Source organism: Sterolibacterium denitrificans, from assembly GCF_900174485.1.
Lineage (GTDB): Bacteria > Pseudomonadota > Gammaproteobacteria > Burkholderiales > Rhodocyclaceae > Sterolibacterium > Sterolibacterium denitrificans.
The window spans coordinates 2909463-2930046 of sequence record NZ_LT837803.1 but is presented as its reverse complement, the minus strand read 5'-3'; the positions used below and the strand labels follow the sequence as shown (position 1 = coordinate 2930046).

15 protein-coding genes and 1 tRNA gene are annotated in these 20584 nt (G+C 63.4%); 10 read left to right on the top strand and 6 right to left on the bottom strand.

Features of this window, described 5'->3' with window-relative positions:
- Positions 1-81: 81 nt before the first annotated feature.
- Both SDENCHOL_RS13230 and SDENCHOL_RS13225 read right to left on the bottom strand, forming a co-directional pair.
- Entirely contained in the window at positions 82-816 is a 735-nt protein-coding gene (locus SDENCHOL_RS13230) for a DsbC family protein (protein ID WP_154717260.1), read from the bottom strand.
- Between the two features lie 45 nt (positions 817-861).
- Entirely contained in the window at positions 862-2028 is a 1167-nt protein-coding gene (locus SDENCHOL_RS13225; RefSeq protein WP_331844123.1) for a UbiH/UbiF family hydroxylase, read from the bottom strand.
- A 146-nt stretch (positions 2029-2174) separates the two neighbouring features.
- Here SDENCHOL_RS13225 and SDENCHOL_RS13220 point away from each other — a divergent pair.
- The 7 genes from SDENCHOL_RS13220 (at position 2175) to ilvA (ending at position 10253) form a co-directional block, all read left to right on the top strand.
- A tRNA-Met gene (locus tag SDENCHOL_RS13220) sits at positions 2175-2251 on the top strand.
- A 114-nt stretch (positions 2252-2365) separates the two neighbouring features.
- Positions 2366-4129: a cell envelope integrity protein TolA gene (gene tolA / locus SDENCHOL_RS13215; RefSeq protein ID WP_067170553.1), complete on the top strand. Its 1764-nt coding sequence runs from the start codon at positions 2366-2368 to the stop codon at positions 4127-4129.
- Between the two features lie 184 nt (positions 4130-4313).
- Positions 4314-5219 (top strand): SDR family NAD(P)-dependent oxidoreductase, encoded by a 906-nt coding sequence (locus SDENCHOL_RS13210; RefSeq protein WP_067170550.1) that lies wholly within the window; start codon positions 4314-4316, stop codon positions 5217-5219.
- Positions 5220-5233: 14 nt separating this feature from the next.
- Positions 5234-5698: a MaoC family dehydratase gene (locus SDENCHOL_RS13205; RefSeq protein WP_067170548.1), complete on the top strand. Its 465-nt coding sequence runs from the start codon at positions 5234-5236 to the stop codon at positions 5696-5698.
- A gap of 45 nt (positions 5699-5743) precedes the next feature.
- Entirely contained in the window at positions 5744-6919 is a 1176-nt protein-coding gene (locus SDENCHOL_RS13200; RefSeq protein WP_067170546.1) for a steroid 3-ketoacyl-CoA thiolase, read from the top strand.
- A gap of 83 nt (positions 6920-7002) precedes the next feature.
- Entirely contained in the window at positions 7003-8625 is a 1623-nt protein-coding gene (locus SDENCHOL_RS13195) for a SulP family inorganic anion transporter (RefSeq protein WP_067170543.1), read from the top strand.
- A 107-nt stretch (positions 8626-8732) separates the two neighbouring features.
- On the top strand, positions 8733-10253 hold the full coding sequence (gene ilvA, locus SDENCHOL_RS13190) for a threonine ammonia-lyase, biosynthetic (RefSeq protein WP_067170540.1): 1521 nt from the start codon (positions 8733-8735) through the stop codon (positions 10251-10253).
- A gap of 53 nt (positions 10254-10306) precedes the next feature.
- Here the strand turns inward: ilvA and SDENCHOL_RS13185 are convergent, their stop codons facing one another.
- A complete protein-coding gene (locus SDENCHOL_RS13185; RefSeq protein WP_067170538.1) occupies positions 10307-11572 on the bottom strand; it encodes an OmpP1/FadL family transporter in 1266 nt (421 codons plus the stop codon).
- 71 nt (positions 11573-11643) lie between these two features.
- Positions 11644-12987, bottom strand: a complete 1344-nt coding sequence (gene gdhA, locus SDENCHOL_RS13180) for an NADP-specific glutamate dehydrogenase (protein WP_067170536.1) — start codon at positions 12985-12987, stop codon at positions 11644-11646.
- A gap of 172 nt (positions 12988-13159) precedes the next feature.
- Here gdhA and SDENCHOL_RS13175 point away from each other — a divergent pair, with 172 nt between their 5' ends.
- Together SDENCHOL_RS13175 and SDENCHOL_RS13170 are read left to right on the top strand one after the other, a co-directional pair.
- Positions 13160-14707 carry an alpha/beta hydrolase domain-containing protein gene (locus SDENCHOL_RS13175; protein ID WP_153011280.1) on the top strand — a complete coding sequence of 516 codons (1548 nt, stop codon included), beginning with the start codon at positions 13160-13162 and terminating at the stop codon, positions 14705-14707.
- Positions 14708-14849: 142 nt separating this feature from the next.
- A complete protein-coding gene (locus SDENCHOL_RS13170) occupies positions 14850-16466 on the top strand; it encodes a methyl-accepting chemotaxis protein (protein WP_067170530.1) in 1617 nt (538 codons plus the stop codon).
- 18 nt (positions 16467-16484) lie between these two features.
- On the opposite strand, the gene SDENCHOL_RS13165 is transcribed toward SDENCHOL_RS13170, so the two are convergent.
- Positions 16485-17909, bottom strand: coding sequence for a DUF1329 domain-containing protein (locus tag SDENCHOL_RS13165; RefSeq protein WP_083522864.1), 1425 nt, complete (start codon positions 17907-17909; stop codon positions 16485-16487).
- A 25-nt stretch (positions 17910-17934) separates the two neighbouring features.
- The gene (locus SDENCHOL_RS13160; protein ID WP_154717259.1) at positions 17935-19206 is read right to left on the bottom strand and encodes an O-acetylhomoserine aminocarboxypropyltransferase/cysteine synthase family protein; all 1272 of its coding nucleotides are present in this window, start codon (positions 19204-19206) and stop codon (positions 17935-17937) included.
- Positions 19207-19488: 282 nt separating this feature from the next.
- On the opposite strand from SDENCHOL_RS13160, the gene SDENCHOL_RS13155 reads away from it, so the two are divergent.
- Positions 19489-20502, top strand: coding sequence for a sulfate ABC transporter substrate-binding protein (locus tag SDENCHOL_RS13155; protein ID WP_067170522.1), 1014 nt, complete (start codon positions 19489-19491; stop codon positions 20500-20502).
- Positions 20503-20584 lie beyond the last annotated feature (82 nt).

The window sequence follows — 20584 nt, the reverse complement described above, 5'->3', positions numbered from 1 at the left end:
CTTTTCAGATAGACGTGCCGTGCCCGCTGCGGGCGCGCTAGGTGTACCGCGCGTGCAACGCCCTACACACTACGCAGCGGTCTACTTGCCCGTGCCCTTGCCCGTGGCGATCTGGTTCAGCATCTGGTCGAGCTGTGCTGCGGAAACATAGCCGGGAAGACGCGTGCCATTGGTGAGGATGATGTTGGGGGTGCCCTGGATGTTGTACCTTTGCCCGAGCTCGAGATTCTTTTCGATCGGGGTGTCGCAGTTGGCCGGTGCCGGATTGGCGCCCGCCGTCATGTAGCCGATCCAGGCTTTCGATTGGTCGGCGGCGCACCAGATGTTGCGGGATTTTTCGGCCGAATCCGGGCTGAGTATGGGATAGAGGAAGGTGTACATCGTGAAGTCGGTCAGGGTCACGATGTCGCGCGCCAGCTTCTTGCAATAGCCGCAGTTCGGATCCTCGAACGTGGCGAAGACGCGCTTGCCGTTGCCGCGCACGGTCTTGATGGCCTGATCCAGCGGCAGGTCGGAAAACTTGATGGCCGACAGCTTGTCGCGTTTTTCCTCGGTCAGGTTGCGCTTCGATCCGGTATCGATGATGTCGCCCATGATGGCGTACTTGCCTTTCTCATCGAAATAAAAAAGATTGCTGCCGACGCGTACTTCATAGATACCGGCAATTTCGGCCTTGCGGATTTCATCGATCTGGGTGCCGGGACGGAACAGGCCGTTGGCTGCCTTGCGGACCTCCGCCTCGCCGGCATGCGCCAGAACGGTCGTGAGCAGGAATGGGAATGCGGACAGCAGGCAATAGAGGCTTTTCTTCGACATGAGGACTCCGGAAACGGGGGAAGGGGATGCAACGGGAAAAGTGGATCAACCCAGCGCGTAGCGCACCAGTGCGTTCTTTATGACCGGCAACGCATTGGTCAGGTTCAGTCCGGTATTGCGCAGCCAGGCCAGTGGTGCGAGATCCGGCTGGAACAGGCGTTGCAGGGCGTGCGTGGCGAATTGTAATGCGCGCACTTCCTCGCTGCGCGTGCGTTCGTAGGCGCGCAGCAGCGGTAGCTCGCCGCAATCCACATGTTCCGGCTTGGCGGTGAGCACGGCCGCCAGCGCCTGCGCATCCTTGAAACCCAGATTGATGCCATGCCCCGAGAGCGGGTGGATGGTATGCGCGGCATCGCCGATCAGGGCCAGACGCGGCGCGACCACCTGCGGCGCGCGCATCAGGCGCAAGGGGAAGGCCGCCGGCGGCGTGAGCAGATCGAGTGCGCCCAGGTGGTCGTTGCCCGCCGCGGCAACGCGCTGGGACAGCTCCTCGGCAGGTAGTGCAAGCAGTTCGCGAGCATGGCGTTCGGGCGTCGACCAGACCATGGAAATCCGCTCGCCGGGCAGCGGCAGCCAGGCCAGAATGCCATCGCGGCGAAACCACTGGAATGCCGTGGCGCGATGCGGCCGGCTGCAGTTGAAGTTGGCGACGACGCCCATTTGTTCGTAAGGCTGGAAATGCACCTCGATGCCGGCTGCCTGGCGCGTCCAGGAGTCCGCACCGTCGGCGGCGACGATCAGTCTGGCGCGCAGCGTGCGGCCATCTTCCAGCCTCAATCGAGCAGCCGGCGCGTCGATATCGAGTGCCTGCGGCCGCGCCGGGCAGTACAGGTCGAGATTGGCCTGGCGTTTGGCCGTTTCCCAGAGTTCATGCTGCAGCAGCGAGGATTCGGCGATCCAGGCCAGCTCATCCGCGCCGCTGGCATAGGCGGAGAAATCGAGGCTTCCGCCCTGGTCGCCATGCACGCTCATCTGCTGCACCGGGACGAGGCGCGTTTGCGGGCTGTCCGGATCGAGGTGGCGCCAGACGCCGATGCCGTCGAGAAAGCGCGCGTTCGACGGGCTGATGGCATAGACGCGCGTATCCCAGTCGGTCTGTGTAGCGCGGGACGGCTGGGGCGCGCGGCCTTCGACCAGGGCAATCGACAGCCGGCTGCCGCGCAATGCCACGGCAAGGGCGAGGCCGGCGAGGCCAGCGCCGACGATGATCACGTCGTATGGTTCAGATGAGACAGGACTTCTGGACATCCCGGCATTGTCGCGAACTGCCGCCGGCTTGACAAGGTTTGGAGCGAACAAGGATAATTCCGCCTTTCGCCAGCGGCGCCCCTGCGCGCAGTTTGCGGTTTGCAGGCGACGGTGATGTAGCTCAGCCGGTTAGAGCACCGGATTCATAATCCGGGGGTCGGTGGTTCAAGTCCACCCATCACCACCAGATCCAGGCCCCTGAATGTTGTTTCATCAGGGGCCTTTTTCGTTTGTCCGCTTGTCCGTTTGAACAGTTCGTTCGTTTGCCACGCATGTTCCACACTTACTCCGACGGCTGACGATGCAGCGCGGTGAACATTACCTGGGGCCTTCCCTGGTATTCAGCATCATTCTGCATCTGGCCATCCTGTCCCTGCAGTTTGGCGCACCCGGCAAGGGGCTGCCGGCAATGGGCTGGACCTGGGGTGCGCGTCAGGCCAGGGTGCCGCCGCCAACGCTGCATATCGAATTGCGCGCGGCAAGAAAGGATGTGGCGCTTGCTCCTGCCTCGGCCTTGCCGCTGGAATTGCCTCCCGTAACCGTCACGGCGCCGCCGGCCAGGGGCGTTATCCAGAGCAGCTTGCGGCCGAAGAAGGCAAGTCCGCCGCCTGTCGTGGCGCAGGAATCGGCCTCTCCTCCGGCCAGGGCGAAGACCAGGGCCAGAGTAGCCGCGGCCAAGGTGCATGAGAAGGCCAGCGATGGTCCGCCGGTGCTCAGCCTGGAAGCCGATGCGCAGGAAGAAAGTTGGCGCATCGAGGCCAGGACGGAAGTCGAGCCGGAGATCGAGAAGCCGGCCGCCGAGATGCGCGTGGCGGACGATACCGAAAGCGAAATAGCCGCCGAGGCCAGACTCGAACCTGAAGTGGCCGAGCCTGAGCCCGATCCCGAAATCGAGGCCAGGCGTGAGGCCGAACTGCGCGAGCAGCAGCGTCTGGCGCAGATCGCCGAAGCGGCCCGCGTTGAGGCAGAGGCTGAGGCGGCGCGACTGGCGCGTGAACGTGCAGATGTAGAACGGGAACGCGCCGAAGCCGAACGTATCGCCGCGCTGGAGCGGCAACGGCAACTTGAAGCGCAGCAGGCGCTGGCCCAGGCCCAGGCAGATGAAGCGCGACGCAAGGCCGAACAGCAGGCTCTGGCCAGACAAGCGGCCGAGGAAGCCGCTGCCGCCGAGGCCGAAGCTGAACGCCTGCGTCGCCTCGCCGCAGCCGAAGCGCAGGAACGTCAGCGGCTTGCCGCGCTGGCGGCGGAAGAACGGCGCCAGGCCGAGCATGCCGTCCGGCTGCTTGAGGAAAAACGCCGCCGGGAGCAGGCCGAAAGAGAAAAAGAGGAAGCAAAGGCCGCTGCCCTGGTGCGGGCCCAGGCTGAGGCCGAAGCCAAAGCACGCGCAGAGGCACAGGCAAGGGCGGAAGCCGAGGCGCAAGCGCGGGCCGAAGCCCAGGCGAGGGCGGCCGAGGATGCGCTTCGCCAGCGCGAGCAGGCGCTGGCCGCCGAGCGCGCCCGTCTTGAAGCTGCGGCGGTTGCCAGCAGCGGGCCGGCAGAGACCGGGAAAGAAACGAAAACGGCAACGGAAGGCGCAGCGAAGCAAGGGCTGGGTCAGGATCTCGCCCGCCGGGCCATGGAGATGGCGCGACATGGCGCGGGCGGCTTGTCCGATCTGCCATTGCGCGCGTCGGGCACGCAGGAGAGCGCATTGCCGCCAGCGCCTGCCTCGCGTGGCAGTATCCTCGGCCGCAATCCGAGCGAGCTGCAGCTTTCCTTTTACGGCGATAGCTGGGAGGAGAAAATCCGCCGCATCGGCAATGTCAATTATCCGCGCTTGTCGCGCAACCTGGTGCATGGGCCGGTGGTCGTGATCGTCCGCATCCGCAGCGACGGCAGCCTGGAGAATGTGCGCGTCGCCAAGAGCAGCGGCAGTCAGGAACTCGACGAGGCGGCGCGGCGCATCATAGAAATGTGCGCTCCCTTCGCGGCTTTTCCGCCGGACTTGCGGCGTGGCTACGATGTCGTCGAAATTCGCCGCACCCTGAGTTTTCCGGAACGTCCGCCGCTTTTCATCAGTCATTGAGTCTGGCGCGCCCCGCAAGGCGCGATTCATGTGTCGGCGCGGTTTTGCGCAGAGTGCATGCTCACTGCGGCAGGCGGAAACGGGGGTGGGTTGGTGTCCTGTAGTCCGTCTGGATGATGAGTTTGCGGCATCGCCTGTGCTAGAGTCCCCGCGTTAACCATTAACATCGAACTGAGGAGAAACCATGAGCGAATTGGACGGCAAGGTTGCCATCATCACCGGCGGCGGCGCTGGCCTGGGGCGTGAACATGCCCTGCTGCTGGCGAAGATGGGCGCCCGCGTGGTCATCAACGATCTGGGCGGTTCGGCGGCGGGTGAAGAGCCGGCGCGCAAGACGGTCGAGGAAATCAAGAGCGCCGGTGGCGAAGCCGTCGCCCACTTCGGCGATTGTGCCGACTGGGGTGCGACCGAGGCCCTGTTCAAGACCGCCGTCGACACCTACGGCGACCTCAACATCCTGGTGAATAACGCCGGCTTCTGCAAGGATGCCATGCTCTTCAACATGAGCGAGCAGGATTTCGACGCCGTGGTGCGCGTGCATCTCAAGGGCCATTTCTGCAACATGCGCCATGCCGCCAAGTACTGGCGCGACAAGTCCAAGGCCGAGAATGCGCCGGTGTATGGCCGCATGATCAGCACCTCCTCGGAAGCCTTCCTGTTCGGTTCCGTCGGCCAGCCCAACTATGCCGCCGCCAAGGCCGGCATCGTCGCCATGACCATGGGCGCTGCCCAGGCGCTGTTCAAGTCGGGCGTGACCGCCAACGTCATCTGCCCGCGTGCGCGCACCGCGATGACTTCCACCGGCCCGATCGCCGCGATGTTCGAGAAGCCCGAGAGCGGCTTCGACTACTTCGCGCCCGAGCACATCAGCCCGCTGGTCGGCTATCTCGCCAGCCCGCGCGCCGCCAATGTCTCCGGCGAAGTCTTCGTCGTCTGGGGCAAGCAGATTTCCGTCGTCCAGCGTCCGACCGTCGGCCCGAACTTCGACAGCGATGAAGCCTGGAGCGTCGATGGCGTGGCCCGGCATCTGGGCGACTACTTCGCCAAGCGGACGCCGGTCAAGGACGGTTTCGCCGTCCCGGCCATGTAAGAAGGAAGATCCACATGCAGAAGATTCAGTTCGACGACATCGCCGCCCTGCAGGGCCTGGTCAGCGAAGAGTGGGGCGACTACAGCAATCAGTTTGAAGTCACCCAGGACACCATCAACAAGTTTGCTGATCTCACCGGCGACAAATATTTCCTCCACGTCGACCCGGAAGCGGCCAAGAGCGGCCCCTTCGGCACGACCATCGCCCATGGTTTCCTGACGCTCTCGCTGATGACGCAGATGCGCATTCCGGAAACCTTCGAAATCACCGGCTCCAACTTCATGGTGAACTACGGCTCGAACAAGCTGCGCTTCGTCGGCGCCGTGCCCTCGGGCAGCAAGATCCACATGCGCGCCCGCGTGGTCAAGGCCGAGGCGGGCGCCAAGGGCGGCATGGAGCTGACGCGCGAATTCGCCATTCACGTCGTCGGTTCGGAAAAGCCGGCCGTTTTGTATGAAATGATCGTCCGCTACATGTAATCGGCAATCGGCCGCTCGAACAAATTCAATTGAAAGGAATGCAACATGCGTGAAGCCGTCATCGTCGATGCCATTCGTTCGCCGATTGGTCGTGGCAAACCCATCGTGGGCGATCTGTCCGGCGTCCATCCGGTCATCCTGCTTTCCAAGCTGCTCGACAGCCTGGTCACCCGTAACGGCCTGAAGCACGAGGACATCGAACAGGTCATCGCCGGTTGTGTGACGCAAGCCGGCGAACAGTCGAACAACCTGGCGCGCAATGCCTGGTTGTGGCTCAACAAGACCTGGAAGACCGGCGCGACCACCGTCGATTCGCAGTGCGGTTCGGCCCAGCAGGCCAACGCCATGATTTCCGCCATGATCCAGGGCGGTTCGCTGGATATCGGCATCGCCTGCGGCGTCGAGTCGATGAGCCGCGTCGGCCTGGGCATGAACGTGATGAACGGCCCCGGCTACTTCCATCCGGAAGGCTGGCCCTATGACATGACGCGCGAACAGTTCACCAGCGTCGAGCGCATGGTCAAGAAGCGCGGCCTGAAGCGCGAGGACATCGACCAGTTCGCCTTCGAGTCGCAGCGCAAGGCGGCGGCGGCCTGGGCGGCCGGTCACTTCGACCGCGAAGTGCTGCCGATCGAAGCGCCCATTCTCGGCGCGGACGGCGAGCCGACGGGTGAAACCCGGCTCGTCACGAAGGATCAGGGGCCGCGTCCGACCACGCTGGAAGGTCTGGCGGGGCTGAAGTCCCTGCAGGAAGGCGGCACCACCACCGCCGGCAACGCCTCGCAGATTTCCGACGGCGCGGCCGCCATCCTCTGGATGAGCAAGGAGAAAGCCCAGGCCCTGGGTCTGAAGCCGCGCGCGCGCATCATCTCCGATGTCTGCGTCGGTACCGATCCGTACTATCTGCTCGACGGCCCGGTGGATGCCACCGAGCTGATCCTGAAGAAGTCGAAGATGTCGATGAAGGATTTCGACATCATCGAAATCAACGAAGCCTTCGCCACCGTCGTCCTGTCGTGGGCCAGCGTGTACAACCCCGACATGAGCAAGGTGAACGTGAATGGCGGCGCCATCGCGCTGGGCCATCCGGTCGGCTCGACCGGCACCCGCCTGATCGTCACCGCCCTGCACGAACTCGAGCGCACCGGCAAGCAGACCGCCTTCATCACCATGTGTTGCGGCGCGGCAGTCGGCACCGGCACCATCATCGAGCGTCTGTAGGCCGGACGTGGGCAGTCCCGGGCCGGTGCCGTCAATGATGGCACCGGCCTTTTGTCTTTCTGGGCTTTTGGAGAGGAGCCGCGATGATCGCCTTGCTTGAAGCACGCCAGGCCGGCCTGTGGGGACGGGCGCACTGGGCGCGCAATCTGGTGGCCGGGCTGATCGTCGGCGTGGTCGCTCTGCCGCTGGCGCTGGCCTTCGCCATCGCCAGCGGGGTAAAGCCGGAGCATGGGCTGTACACCGCCATCGTCGCCAGTCTGGCGGTGTCGCTGTTCGGCGGCACGCGGCTGCAGATCGCCGGACCGACCGGGGCTTTCGTCGTCATCCTGGCCGGCGTCACGGCGAAGTATGGTTTTGCCGGCTTGCAGGTGGCCACGCTGATGGCCGGATGCATCCTGCTGGCGCTGGGCCTGGCGCGGCTGGGCACGGTGATCAAGTACATTCCCTATCCGGTGATCACCGGCTTCACCAGCGGCATCGCACTGATCATTTTCATTGGCCAGTGGCGGGATTTCTTCGGCCTGCATCCTGTGGCCGGCGGCGAGCATTTCCATGAAAAGCTGCAACAGTTGATCCTCGCCTTTCCCGGCCTGCATCTGACGACGACCGCGCTGGCTTGCTTCAGCCTGGCCGTGCTGCTGATCTCGCCGCGCATTTTCAAGCGCATTCCCGCGCCGCTGGTGGCCATGAGCCTGGCCACGGCCCTGCAGGCGTTCTTCGACTTCGACGGCGTGGCGACCATCGGCAGCGCTTTTGGCGGCATTCCGCAAAGCCTGCCGAGCTTCTCGCCGCCCGATCTGAGTTTTGCCGACATCATGCGGCTGGTCGGCCCGGCGTTCACCATCGCCTTGCTGGGCGCCATCGAATCGCTGCTCTCGGCGGTGGTGGCCGACGGCATGGCCGGTACCCGTCACGATCCGAATCAGGAACTGATCGGCCAGGGCGTGGCGAACGTCCTGGCGCCGCTCTTCGGCGGTTTCGCCGCTACCGGCGCCATCGCCCGCACGGCGACCGGCATCCGCAATGGCGCCACCAGTCCGCTGACCGGCATCACGCATGCGCTTACGCTGGTGCTGATCATCGTCTTGCTGGCGCCGCTGGCGACGTATATCCCGCTGTGCGCGCTGGCGGCGATCCTGTTCGTGGTGGCGTGGAACATGAGCGAGCTGCCGCATTTTCTGCGTCTGCTGCGCACGGCGCCGCGTTCGGATGTGCTGATCCTGCTGATCACCTTCGGCCTGACGGTCTTCGGCGATCTGGTCATCGCGGTGAATGTCGGCGTGATCCTGTCCTCGCTGCTGTTCATGCGGCGCATGGCGCAGAGTGTGGAAGTGGTGGAACATCCGCTGGCCGATGAGGCGGGCGACAGCAAACAGTTGCCGCCCGGCGTGGTGGTCTATCGCATCGATGGGCCGTTCTTCTTCGGCGCCGTGGAGAAGCTGGAAGGCATACTGCAGTCGATCCAAAGCCGGATGCAGGTGCTGGTGCTGCATCTGGGCAACGTGCCTTTCATCGATGCCACCGGCTTGCGCGTGCTCACCGAACTGCAGAACAACTGCCGCAAGCGCGGCACGCGCCTGATCCTGACGGAAATGCGCGCCAATGTCTTCGGCAAGCTGCAACGCACCGGCCTCATTGCCGAGGTTGGGGCGGACAATGTCTTCGAGCGCGTGGATGACTGTCTGGCCAGGCTGGCAGAGTCCTAGTCGCGCAGTACACAACACACAGCTCGCAGTACATCCTGCGCCTGCTTGTCGTGCCGTCCGCTTCCGAATAGGCTTGCCGCTTCTGTTTCTCCTTTTTTCTCCGTACCATGAGTTCAGCCAAGATCGATTACCTGGAAAAGATCCTCAACGCCCGCGTTTATGATGTCGCCATCGAGACGCCGCTGGATGTCCTGCCGCAGCTTTCGGCGCGCAGCGAGAACCGCATCCTGCTCAAGCGCGAGGACATGCAGCCGGTGTTTTCCTTCAAGCTGCGTGGCGCCTACAACAAGATGGTGCATTTGCCGGCGGCGCAGCGGCAGCGCGGCGTCATTACCGCTTCGGCGGGCAATCATGCCCAGGGCGTGGCGCTGGCGGCGCATCGGCTCGGCTGCCGGGCGGTCATCGTGATGCCGGTGACGACGCCGCGGATCAAGATCGCCGCGGTGCGCGGACGTGGCGGCGAGGTGCTGCTGGCCGGCGAGTCCTTCAAGGAAGCCTACGACCATGCCCGCGAGCTGGAAGCCGCGCAGCAACTGACCTTCGTTCATCCCTACGATGATCCCGAGGTGATCGCCGGCCAGGGCACCATCGGCATGGAAATCCTGCGTCAGCATGCCGATCCGATCGAGGCGATTTTTTGTCCGGTGGGCGGTGGCGGACTGATTGCCGGCGTGGCTGCCTACGTCAAGCGCCTGCGTCCGGCGACGAGAATCATCGGCGTGGAAGCCGTCGACGCCGCCGCCATGCAGCGTTCGCTCAGCGAAGGCCGCCGCGTGATGCTGCATGAGGTGGGCCTGTTTGCCGATGGCACGGCGGTCAAGCAGGTCGGCCGCGAGACTTTCCGTCTGTGCCGAGCGCATGTCGATGAGATGGTACTGGTCGATACCGATGCCATCTGCGCGGCGATCAAGGATGTCTTCGAGGATACGCGCGCCATCCTCGAACCGGCGGGGGCGCTGGCACTGGCCGGCCTCAAGGAATATGCCGACCGCCATGGCCTGAAGGGCAAAACCCTGGCAGCGGTGGCTTCCGGCGCCAACATGAATTTCGACCGCCTCGGCTTCGTCACCGAACGCGCCGAGGTCGGCGAGCATCGCGAGGCGATCCTGGCCGTGAGCATTCCGGAACGTCCCGGCAGCTTCCGCAAGTTCTGCGCGCTGCTCGGCGCGCGCAATATCACCGAGTTCAACTACCGTTACGACAGCCCCGGCGTGGCGCAGGTGTTCGTCGGCATACAGGTGGCCAATCGCGAGGAGACCGCGCGTCTGGTCGCGCAACTGGAGAAGAAGGGACTGGCCAGCCTGGATCTGTCGGACAACGAGATGGCCAAGCTGCATATCCGCCATATGGTCGGCGGCCGGGCGCCGCAGGTGGGCGACGAGCTGCTTTACCGCTTCGAGTTTCCGGAGCGCCCTGGCGCGTTGATGCGCTTTCTCGAAAACATGAGTGCAGGCTGGAACATCTCGCTGTTCCACTATCGCAACCACGGCGCCGATACGGCCCGGGTGCTGGTCGGCATGCAGGTGCCGGCCGGCGAGATGCGGGAGTTTCGGACTTTCCTCAGGGAACTCGGCTACCGTCACCAGGACGAGAGCGCCAATCCGGCGTACCGGCTGTTCCTCGGTTGATGCGTTGATGTTGTGATGTGATGCCTGTCAGGCATCACATCACACATTACACATCACATATCCCAGCCCCAGGAGACGCCGAGGATGTCTTCTTCCAGGCGCAGGTTGGCTTCGCCGCCGCCGAAGGGAACGGCGGGGATCGAGCCGGCGCCGAATACCGTGTTCTTGAAGGCGCGGGTATAGGCCACGCTCACTTCGCTGCTGCCCAGCCGCCAGGAGCCGCCCAGGCTCAGGTGCTGCTTGATGACGCCGGGAGCAATGATGTTGAACAGCGTCTGGTCGGCGGGAATCGGCTGGGTATTGTGGCTGTAGCCGGCGCGCAGCGTCAGGTCGCGGCTATAGACATAGCTCATGCCCAGCTTGGTGGCGGTGACGTCGCGCCAGCCGAAGCCGCCGCCATTGCCGGAGCCGAGCGGATTGCCGGCAAGCAGATTGGCGAGCGGGTTGCCGACCGACTTCACGTCGCTGTATTCGATGCGTTGCACATCCAGCGCCAGGGTCAGATCGTCGGTCGCCCGCCAGGCCGCGCCCAGACCATAGTTGGCCGGCACGTCGAAGTCGCCTTGTCCGGCGAACAGGCCCTGATACTTGTCGAAACGGCCCATGCGCACTTTGGAGGCCCAGGTCGCGCCCAGCGTCAGCGACGGCGACACCTGGCCGGTCCAGCCCAGGCGCACGCCGAAGCCGGTGCTGCTGTCGGTGCCGCGATTGGTCAGATTGAGCGGGTCGCTGGAAGAGCCGGCAAAGGCATCCGCGCCCTTGAGCGAGAAACGCTGATAGCCCAGGTTCGCGGCAACGCCGAAGGCATGCTGCGGGTTGAGTTTCCAGGACAGCGCCGGCGAGACGAAGAGCTGTTCGAGGTTCATGTACAGCGGCCCCGTCGAGCCAAAACCGGCAAAGGGGTTGATCGCGTAGTCGGTATTCATGCCACCGTTGCCATACACCGCCACCCCGGCGGCCAGGTTCGGCGAGAGCTGGGTGACGTAGCCGAATTCGGGCATGAAAAAGTTGCTGGTGCCATTGCCGTCATAGTTGCCGCTGATCATGGGACTGCCGACGACTTCGGCGCCGCGCTTGGGCACGAACCAGGTCAGCCCGAGGTCGGCGCGATTGCCGAGGAAAGCCTGTCCTGCCGGATTGTTGGCCGCGGCCAGCGCGTCCTGCGGCAGGGCGATGCCCACGCCTGCCATGCCCTGCGACTTGATGCCGTAGCCGTGCTGGAAATAGCCATTGGTGGCGAAAGCCGGCAACGGCAACAGCACTGCCAGCGAGAGCGCGGCGGCAGTGGCCGCGGCTTTGGCAGAAATATCGATGGACATGGAGGCTCCGATAGACGAATGGCGGAAATTCGAGCGCCTGGCAGGCAGTGACCGCAGATTTTACTCCAGGTTCAGACGATGCCCTGCGCAAGCATCGCGTCGGCCACCTTGACGAAGCCGGCGATGTTCGCGCCATTCACATAGCTCACCGTGCCATCGGCGCGGCGGCCATGTTCCAGACAGGCTTCGTGAATGTTGCGCATGATGCCGTGCAGGCGCTGATCGACTTCCTCGCGCGTCCAGCACAGGCGCACGGCGTTCTGGCTCATTTCCAGGCCCGACGTGGCAACCCCGCCGGCATTGCTGGCCTTGCCCGGCGCGTACAGTACGCCGTTGGCTTCGAAGATCTTGTAGGCTTCGATGGTGGACGGCATGTTGGCACCCTCGGCGACGCAGACGACGCCATTCTTGATCAGGGTCTCGGCATCCTTGCCGTTGAGTTCGTTCTGCGTCGCGCAGGGCAGGGCGATGTCCACCGGCACATGCCAGGGAGTGGCGCCGGCAATGAAATTCACCTTGATGCGCTTGGCATAGTCGCTGACGCGGCCATACAGGTGGTTCTTGACTTCCATCAGCTCGGCGAGCTTCTCGGTGGTGAAGCCGTCTTCATCGACGATGGTGCCGCTGGAGTCGGATACCGTCACCACCTTGGCGCCCAGCGCCATGGCCTTTTCGATGGAATACTGGGCGACGTTGCCCGAGCCCGACACGCTGACCCTGGCGCCTTCGAAGCTGCGGCCCTTCTGCTTGAGCATTTCCTCGGCGAAATACACCGTGCCGTAGCCGGTGGCTTCCGGGCGGATCAGCGAGCCGCCGAAGCTCAGGCCCTTGCCGGTGAACACGCAATCGGCGCGGTTGCTGAGTTTCTTCATCATCCCGGCCATATAGCCGACCTCGCGTCCGCCCACACCGATGTCGCCGGCCGGCACATCGGTATCCGCGCCGACGTGGCGGAAGAGTTCCGTCATGAAGGCCTGGCAGAAACGCATCACTTCACCGGGGCTCTTGCCCTTGGGGTCGAAGTCGGAACCGCCCTTGCCGCCACCCATGGGCAGGGTGGTCAGCGCATTCTTGAAGGTTTGCTCGAAGCCGAGGAACTTGAGGATGGACAGATTCACCGAGGGGTGGAAGCGCAGGCCGCCCTTATAGGGGCCGATGGCCGAACTGTGCTGGATGCGGTAGCCGCGATTGACCTGGACATCGCCATGGTCATTGACCCAGGAAACGCGGAAGCTGATCACGCGCTCCGGTTCGACCAGGCGTTCGAGCAGGCCCTGCTCGGCATAGCGCGGATGTTGTGAGATGAAGGGCCAGAGGCTCTCCATGACCTCGGTGACGGCCTGCAGGAATTCAGGTTGGCCGGGATTGCGGTCGGCGACATAAAGCAGGAAATTCTCGAGCGAATTGAGTTTCATGGATGAAATCCCGGTTCCGTACGCGTGATTGAAAGGGACGGGGATTCTACTGCCTTTTTTGCGTATTCGTGGATTTTTGTTCATTTCGGCAGATGTAGCCGCCGTTCCATGCTATTTTCCCGGCACAAGTCGATAACGATAACGGTTGGACAGGGGGGGCAATGTGAAGGTGATGATCAAGGCTGCATTGGTAGTGGGCTTGTTTGCAAGCGTGTTGCTGACCGGCTGCAACGGCGATTCGTCGAATGACGGCGCGCCGCCGGAAGCGGGGAGTGGCACATCTCCACAGCAAGGGTCTGTCGCCAATCCATTGGTGGCGCCGCCGAGCAGCAACGGTCTGGGCATGATCTCGGTGAGTTCGACGATGTTTCCGCTGGGTCTGGTCGGCTATACGGCGGATGAATATTTCATTTCCGGCAATGCCGTGCGCTATGCGCCCGATGAGCAGGGTTTGCCGGAAGATGGCCGGTGGAATCTGCATCCGGTCCCCGACAGCAAGCCCTACAAGACGCGCATCGTCGTTTACCGGCCGAAGAATCCGGCGAAATTCAATGGTACGGTGGTCGTCGAATGGTTGAATGTCAGCGGCGGCCTGGATGCGGCGCCGGGCTGGATCAATGCGCATACCGAGCTGATCCGCAGCGGTTATGCCTGGGTGGGCGTATCGGCGCAGAAGGAAGGTATCGACGGGGGCGGGGCCATCAGCATGATGGACTTGCCGCTGAAGACATTCGACTGGTTCCGCTATGGTTCATTGCGGCATCCCGGCAATCCCTATTCCTTCGACATCTTCTCGCAGGCGGCCCAGGCCATCCGTCATCCGCAGGGCCTCAATCCGCTGGATGGCCTGACGATCAAGAAAATGATCGCCAGCGGCCAGTCGCAATCGGCCATGTACATGACCACCTATATCAACGGGATTTCGCCGCTGACCAGGCTGTTTGACGGTTTCATGATCCACAGCCGGCCTTTTGGCATGGGATCGCTGGACAAGGCAGGGGTGGACCCGACGGCCAGTATGGATCTGGCGATGAAAGTGCGCACCGACCAGGCGCCGGTAATGCTGTTGCAGACCGAGAGCGAGAACTTTCTGCTCAATTACTACTCCAGCCGGCAGGATGATGACGACAATTTCCGTCTTTGGGAGATGGCCGGCACTTCGCATGCCGATCTGTATACCCTGACGGGCCTGTTCGACATCTACGGCAACGACATCAAGAATGCGCAGGTCACGGAGAACAAGGAGCCGATGCCGGGCATCGTCACCTGTGCGAAGCCGGTCAACTCCGGGCCGCAGCACTTCATCGCCAGTGCCGCCTATGCCGCGCTGAACAATTGGGTCACCGCGGGTGTGCGCCCGGCCATCGCGCCGCGTCTGACGGTGAATCCGGCAGGCACGGATTATGTGCGCGATGCGCATGGCAATGTGCTGGGTGGGATCCGCACGCCCTATGTCGATGTGCCGACGGCAACGATATCCGCCTACGGCCAGCCGGGCAGCATGGAGGAGATGGGGAACGACGCGCAGAGTTTCTGCTTCCTGTTCGGCACGACGGCACTCTTTGCAACGCTGCCGGATACGCCGTCCTATCAGACGCATACGGCCTATGTGAATGCCGTGAAAGCCTCCGCCAACGCCGCAGCGGCACAGGGCTTCCTGCTGCCGGCCGACGTGCGGCTGATCGTCAAGGCGGCAGAGGCATCGACGGTGGGATATTGAGCCGAGCCGGGGGTCGGAAACGACTGGCCGCAGCGGCCTGGAGACGGGTGCAGTCTGGCCCGTTGCCGGATTTTGACATGGGATGATATTACTCGGGTAATATCCCAAAAGTTATAAATCCCTACCTGGGTCAGGCAAAAAGATGAAGATCAATGCTCCTGTTACCAATGTCGAAAAACGCTTTGCTGAAGGCGATTCGCTGTATTCGCGCACCAACCTGAAGGGGCAGATCGAGGAGATCAACGATAACTTCGTCGAGATGAGCGGTTTTACGCGCGAGGAGCTGGTCGGCAAGGCGCACAACGTCGTGCGCCATCCCGACATGCCGCCGGCGGCTTTCAAGGATCTTTGGGATGATCTGCAGCAGGGCCGTCCCTGGCGCGGAGTGGTCAAGAACTGGCGCAAGGATGGCGGCTACTATTGGGTGGTGGCCAATGCCTCGCCCGTGCGCGGCGCGGGCGGCAAGGTGGTCGGCTATCAGTCGGTGCGCTTCGCTCCGACGCGGGAGGAAATCCAGGCCGCAGAGCAGGCCTATCGGCGGATCCTCAAGGGAGATACCTCGATCGGCGTCAAGCACGGCAAGGTTGTCGAGCAGGGCTGGTCGCTCAAGCGTATCTGGCGCTCGGACTGGGTTTTGTGGGCGCCATTGGCACTGGTCGCGCTGGTACCGTCGGTCAGTATGCTGCTGGGAATTCAAAGCCTGCCGCTGGCGGTATTTTCCATGCTGTTCGTGCTTGGCTTCATCGGTCTGTTTGCCTGGCGCAACAGGCGGGCGCTCGAAGGGCTGAATGCCTGGATCGATCAACTGCTGGTTTCCGGCAATCTGCGCCAGTCCCTGCCGTCATCCATGACGGCGCATCGTTATATCGGCCCGATCAGCATGCGTGTTTTCGATTTCGTTTGCGCCATGCGTGCCACGGTCCGGGGTGTGGAGGACATTGCGCAACAGGTGGCCAATGCGACGCAGGAAGCCAAGACCGGGGTGGCCAACGTGTATGAGGCCAGCCGCGTGCAGAGCGATGCGACGGCCTCCTCGGCGGCAGCCGTGGAGCAGATGACGGTTTCGATCAGCGAGGTGGCTGCGCAGGCCGAAATGTCCCGGGAAGCTTCGCTGCGTGCCGGCGAGGAGGCGCAAGCGGCGCTGGCCGTCAGCGATGAGGCGGCCCAGCGGATTCAGGCGCTTGCCGAGTTCATCCAGACTTCGGCGCGGCAGATCGAATCGCTCGGCCAGCGTTCCGATGAAATCAATCGCATCGTCGGGCTGATCCGGGAGATTGCCGATCAGACCAATCTGCTGGCGCTGAATGCCGCCATCGAGGCGGCGCGGGCGGGCGAGCAGGGCCGGGGCTTTGCCGTGGTGGCCGACGAGGTGCGCAAGCTGGCCGAGCGCACTTCCCAGGCGACCCAGGAGATCAGCGGCATGACCGGGGCGATCCGCGATGAAGCGGCCAGTGCGGTCGAGACCATGGCAAACGGTGTGGATCGCGTCAATTCCGGTGTCGCCGTGGTGAGCAAGGTGGGTGAGGCCCTCAGGAAAATCAGCGGCAGCATGCAGGCCGCCATCGACATGGTGGTTGGCATTTCCCATGCCACCAGCGAGCAGCGGGCGGCCATGACGCTGCTGGCGAACGATGTGGAGCAGGTTTCGATCATGACTCAGACCAACGTCACGGCAGCGGCCCAGACCAAGGCGGTGGCCGATCGTCTGGAAAGCATCAGCGTGCGGATGCTGGAGTCCGCACGCCAGTACCAGATTTGAGCCGCGCCTCCTGGCTTCTCAATAGCCGGAGGTCTTGAGGTTGTCGATCGAATAGAACGACGGCTTGCCGTATTCGGCCTTCGGCGCATCGACGATCACGCCCTGCGGTTTGCCCTGGGTCAGGTCGTAGACCGTATAGGCGCCCGAGTTCAGGTCGTGATAGAAGGCCGAGAACTGGTTGAAGACATTCGATCCCGGCTGGTAGACGTTGTTGATCCAGTTGTATTTCCAGATGCGGCCCTGGGCATCGTAGGTGTCGGCCATGGTGAATAGCCAGCTGTCCTCGTCGATGTAGAACACCCGGTGCGGGTAGAGGTGGCGGAAACCTTCCTTGAGACGCGCTTCCAGCACCCAGACGCGATGTAGCTCCCAGCGCACCAGGTCGGGATTTTCGTGGTTCGGCGTCAATAACCCGGCGTACTTGTTTTCGCCGACGGTACGGGATTCGAGACGATAGTTGTTGTAGGGAATGTGGAGCTCGCGCTTGCCGAGCAGCTTCCAGTCGTAGCGTTCGCCGGAGCCGTTGAAGATGCGCGCATCGTCGATGGTCAGCGTGTTCGCCGACGAGGCCATGGGCATGTCGAAGCCGAAGCCCGGTGCCTGGCGGACACGGCGCGAGGCGGGAATGTACTGCCAGGCCAGGCGGGATTCCTTCTCCATGGAAAACTTGTCGATGACGCGCGTCATCATGCCTTTTTCACGTTCCGGCAGCAGCGTCACGCCGCGCGCCAGCGCGGACAGTCCCTCATGCTTCCTGCCGCGCAGTTGCGGATCGTTGGCGCGCGCCAGAACCCAGACCAGTTGGGCGCCCCAGGTGATGTTGCCGTTCGGATAGACGATGGCAAGGTCGGTATCGCGGTATTCGACATGCGTCATGGCCGGCAGGACGGCGTTCCAGAGCAGCTCCAGCCCGTTCTTCGGCAAGGGGAAGGGACTGGCGCCCATGTAGCCGTTGATCACCGACAGGCCATCGGCGGCGAGCTCGGCTTCCGTGGCGTTCTTCGCGATGACCTGGCAGATGGAGTTGTCATAGCGAAAATCGCGATGCGAAGGATAGACCGTCATGCGGAAGCTGTTCGGAAATTTCCGGAACATCGCCTTTTGCCCTTCGCTGAGCTTGTCGGCGTATTGCGGAAAGTTGGTCGCCGTGATGGTGTACAGCGGTTTTTCATCGGCATAGGGATCGCTGGGCAGGCGGTTGGTTTCCTGCTTCATGCCGGGCGCGGCGCCCAGCCATTTGCCGGTGTATTCGGCAACGCCGCCCGGGCTGCCGGCTTTCTCGGCGCCCATGCAGGTCAACTGCCTGCCCAGTTGACCGATCTCTTCCGGGTTGGCCTTGGCCTGGAGCGGGCCGGCCGGCAAACAGAGCAGACCGCTCAGCAGCGCCGTCAGCAACGAACGAAGCCGAAGGGATGGGTGAGGCGACGAAAGCTGCAAGGACATGGAGGTCTCCTGTCGGGATTCAGGCTCAGACGGCCGCCAGGGCCTGCTCGATGTCGGCGATCAGGTCGTCGATGTGTTCGATGCCGACGCAGATGCGCACCAGATCCCGGCTGACGCCGGCGCTCTTCAGCTCCTCATCGTCGAGCTGGCGATGGGTGGTGCTGGCCGGATGGCAGGCGAGGCTCTTGGCATCGCCGATATTCACCAGCCGCTTGACGATTTCGAGCTTGTCCATGAAGCGCGCGCAGGCCGCCAGATCGCCCTTGATGCCGAAAGTGAACAGGGAAGCCGGAATGCCGCCGCGCATGTACTTTTGCGCCAGCGCGAACTGGCTGTCGTCTGCCAGGCCGCCGAAGTTCACCCAGCTGACCTTGGGATGATTCTTCAGATATTGCGCCAGCGCCAGGGCATTGCTGCAATGGCGTTCCATGCGCAGCGGCAGGGTTTCGATGCCTTGCAGGATGAGAAAGGCGTTGAACGGCGAAATCGCCGCGCCGGTATTGCGCAAGGCCACGGTCCGGGCGCGCGCGACGAACGCCGCCGGGCCGAAGGCTTCGGTATACACCACACCGTGATAGGCCGGCTCGGGGGTGGAGAACTGCGGAAAGCGCGGATTCCCCTGCCAGTCGAATTTGCCGGAATCGACGATGATGCCGCCGATGCTGTTGCCATGGCCTCCCATGTATTTGGTGAGCGCGTGCACCACGATGTCGGCGCCATGCTCGAAAGGGCGGCAGAGCATGGGGGTGGGCACGGTGTTGTCCACCACCAGCGGCAGGCCGTGATCGTGGGCGACCCTGGCTAGCGCCTGCAGGTCCACGACGTTGCCGGCCGGGTTGCCGACGGATTCGCAATAGATCAGCCTGGTGCGGTCGTCGATGGCGGCGGCAAAGGCGGCCGGATCGCGGCCATCCACCAGGCGGGCTTCGATGCCCATGGCCTTGAGGCTGTGACGGAACAGCGTATAGGTGCCGCCATACACCTGGCTGGTGGCGACGATGTTGTCGCCGGCCGCGGCCAGCGTCTGGATGGCCGCGGTGATTGCCGCCATGCCGGAAGCGAAGGCCAGCGCGGCGATGCCGCCTTCCATCGCGGCGACGCGCTTTTCCAGCACGTCGGTGGTCGGGTTCATGATGCGCGTGTAGATGTTGCCGGCAACCTTCAGGTCGAACAGATCCGCGCCATGCTGGGTGTCGTCGAAGGCGTAGGAGGTCGTCTGGTAGATGGGTACGGCCACCGCCTTGGTGGTCGGGTCGGGGCTGTAGCCGCCATGCACGGCGAGGGTTTCGAGCTTCATGCGGTCTCCTGGGTTGCTGGGTGCGGTCGGCCGGCCGGTGGCCTGTAGCCTGTGGCTGTATGGATCGGGAATTCTAGCGGCTTTGCATGGGGTTGGGCGCTGCCGGCATCTCTGCGCCTGCGCCACCGCCGGGTGCTTCGGGAAACGTCCCGCTCCGCCTTGCCGCTGGCGCGGGGAGGATATACACCATGCGATATATCCATCCAAGAATTGCTTCGTTCTCACGCGCAATCTCCTTTCATACACTGGGCCCGTTTTCAATCACTTTCGAAGGAGCGTCTCATGTTTCGCAATGCCCTCTCCCGCTTGCTGGTTACCGCAGGCCTGTTCCTGACCTTGAGCGCTCCCGTGGCTGCGCAGACCACGCTGCTCAACGTTTCCTACGACCCGACCCGCGAGCTGTACAAGGAGTTCAACGCAGCTTTCGCCAAGCACTGGCAGGACAAGACCGGCGGCAAGGTGAATGTCAGGCAATCGCACGGCGGCGCCGGCAAGCAGGCGCGCGCGGTGATCGACGGCCTCGAAGCCGACGTCGTCACGCTGGCGCTGGCCTACGATATCGACGCCATCGCCGAAAAAGCCAAGCTCTTCCCGCCCGACTGGCAAAAGCGTCTGCCATACAACTCCTCGCCCTATACCTCGACCATCGTCTTCCTCGTCAGGAAGGGCAACCCGAAGAACATCAAGGACTGGAACGATCTGGCCAGGCCCGGCATCGGCGTCGTTACGCCGAATCCCAAGACCTCCGGCGGCGCGCGCTGGAACTACCTCGCCGCCTGGGCCTATGCGCTCAAGCAGCCCGGCGGCAACGACGAGAAGGCCAGGGACTTCGTCAGGAAAATCTACGCTAACGTGTCGGTACTCGATTCCGGCGCGCGCGGCTCGACGACCACCTTCGTCGAACGCGGCATCGGCGACGTGTTCATCTCGTGGGAAAACGAAGCCTTCCTCGCGCTCAGGGAGCTCGGTCCGGACAGGCTGGAGATCGTCGTGCCCTCGCTCTCCATCCTCGCCGAGCCGCCCGTGACCCTCGTTGACAAGAACGTCGACAAGCACGGCACGCGCGCCGTCGCGCAAGCCTATCTCGAGCATCTCTACTCGCCCGAAGGCCAGGAGATCGCCGCGAAGCACTACTACCGTCCGAACGATCCGAAGGTCGCGGCCAGGTTCGCCAGGCAGTTCGTCAATGTCAAGCTCGTCCGCATCGACGAGGTGTTCGGCGGCTGGCAGAAGGCGCAGAAGGCCCACTTCGAGGACGGCGGCACCTTCGACCAGATTTACACGCCGAGCAGATGAAGCGGCGTGCGCAGCGCAAGATACCGGCGCGGCAGGTCTTATACGGATCCGTTATGAGCAAATGGGAAATCGGTATTTCCCT

Bases quoted from the DNA above. Each gene is read 5' to 3' on its own strand.
- SDENCHOL_RS13230 (WP_154717260.1), bottom strand. From the start codon at position 816: ATGTCGAAGAAAAGCCTCTATTGCCTGCTGTCCGCATTCCCATTCCTG.
- tolA (WP_067170553.1), top strand. From the start codon at position 2,366: ATGCAGCGCGGTGAACATTACCTGGGGCCTTCCCTGGTATTCAGCATC.
- SDENCHOL_RS13210 (WP_067170550.1), top strand. From the start codon at position 4,314: ATGAGCGAATTGGACGGCAAGGTTGCCATCATCACCGGCGGCGGCGCT.
- SDENCHOL_RS13205 (WP_067170548.1), top strand. From the start codon at position 5,234: ATGCAGAAGATTCAGTTCGACGACATCGCCGCCCTGCAGGGCCTGGTC.
- SDENCHOL_RS13200 (WP_067170546.1), top strand. From the start codon at position 5,744: ATGCGTGAAGCCGTCATCGTCGATGCCATTCGTTCGCCGATTGGTCGT.
- SDENCHOL_RS13195 (WP_067170543.1), top strand. From the start codon at position 7,003: ATGATCGCCTTGCTTGAAGCACGCCAGGCCGGCCTGTGGGGACGGGCG.
- ilvA (WP_067170540.1), top strand. From the start codon at position 8,733: ATGAGTTCAGCCAAGATCGATTACCTGGAAAAGATCCTCAACGCCCGC.
- SDENCHOL_RS13185 (WP_067170538.1), bottom strand. From the start codon at position 11,572: ATGTCCATCGATATTTCTGCCAAAGCCGCGGCCACTGCCGCCGCGCTC.
- gdhA (WP_067170536.1), bottom strand. From the start codon at position 12,987: ATGAAACTCAATTCGCTCGAGAATTTCCTGCTTTATGTCGCCGACCGC.
- SDENCHOL_RS13175 (WP_153011280.1), top strand. From the start codon at position 13,160: ATGATCAAGGCTGCATTGGTAGTGGGCTTGTTTGCAAGCGTGTTGCTG.
- SDENCHOL_RS13170 (WP_067170530.1), top strand. From the start codon at position 14,850: ATGAAGATCAATGCTCCTGTTACCAATGTCGAAAAACGCTTTGCTGAA.
- SDENCHOL_RS13165 (WP_083522864.1), bottom strand. From the start codon at position 17,909: ATGTCCTTGCAGCTTTCGTCGCCTCACCCATCCCTTCGGCTTCGTTCG.
- SDENCHOL_RS13160 (WP_154717259.1), bottom strand. From the start codon at position 19,206: ATGAAGCTCGAAACCCTCGCCGTGCATGGCGGCTACAGCCCCGACCCG.
- SDENCHOL_RS13155 (WP_067170522.1), top strand. From the start codon at position 19,489: ATGTTTCGCAATGCCCTCTCCCGCTTGCTGGTTACCGCAGGCCTGTTC.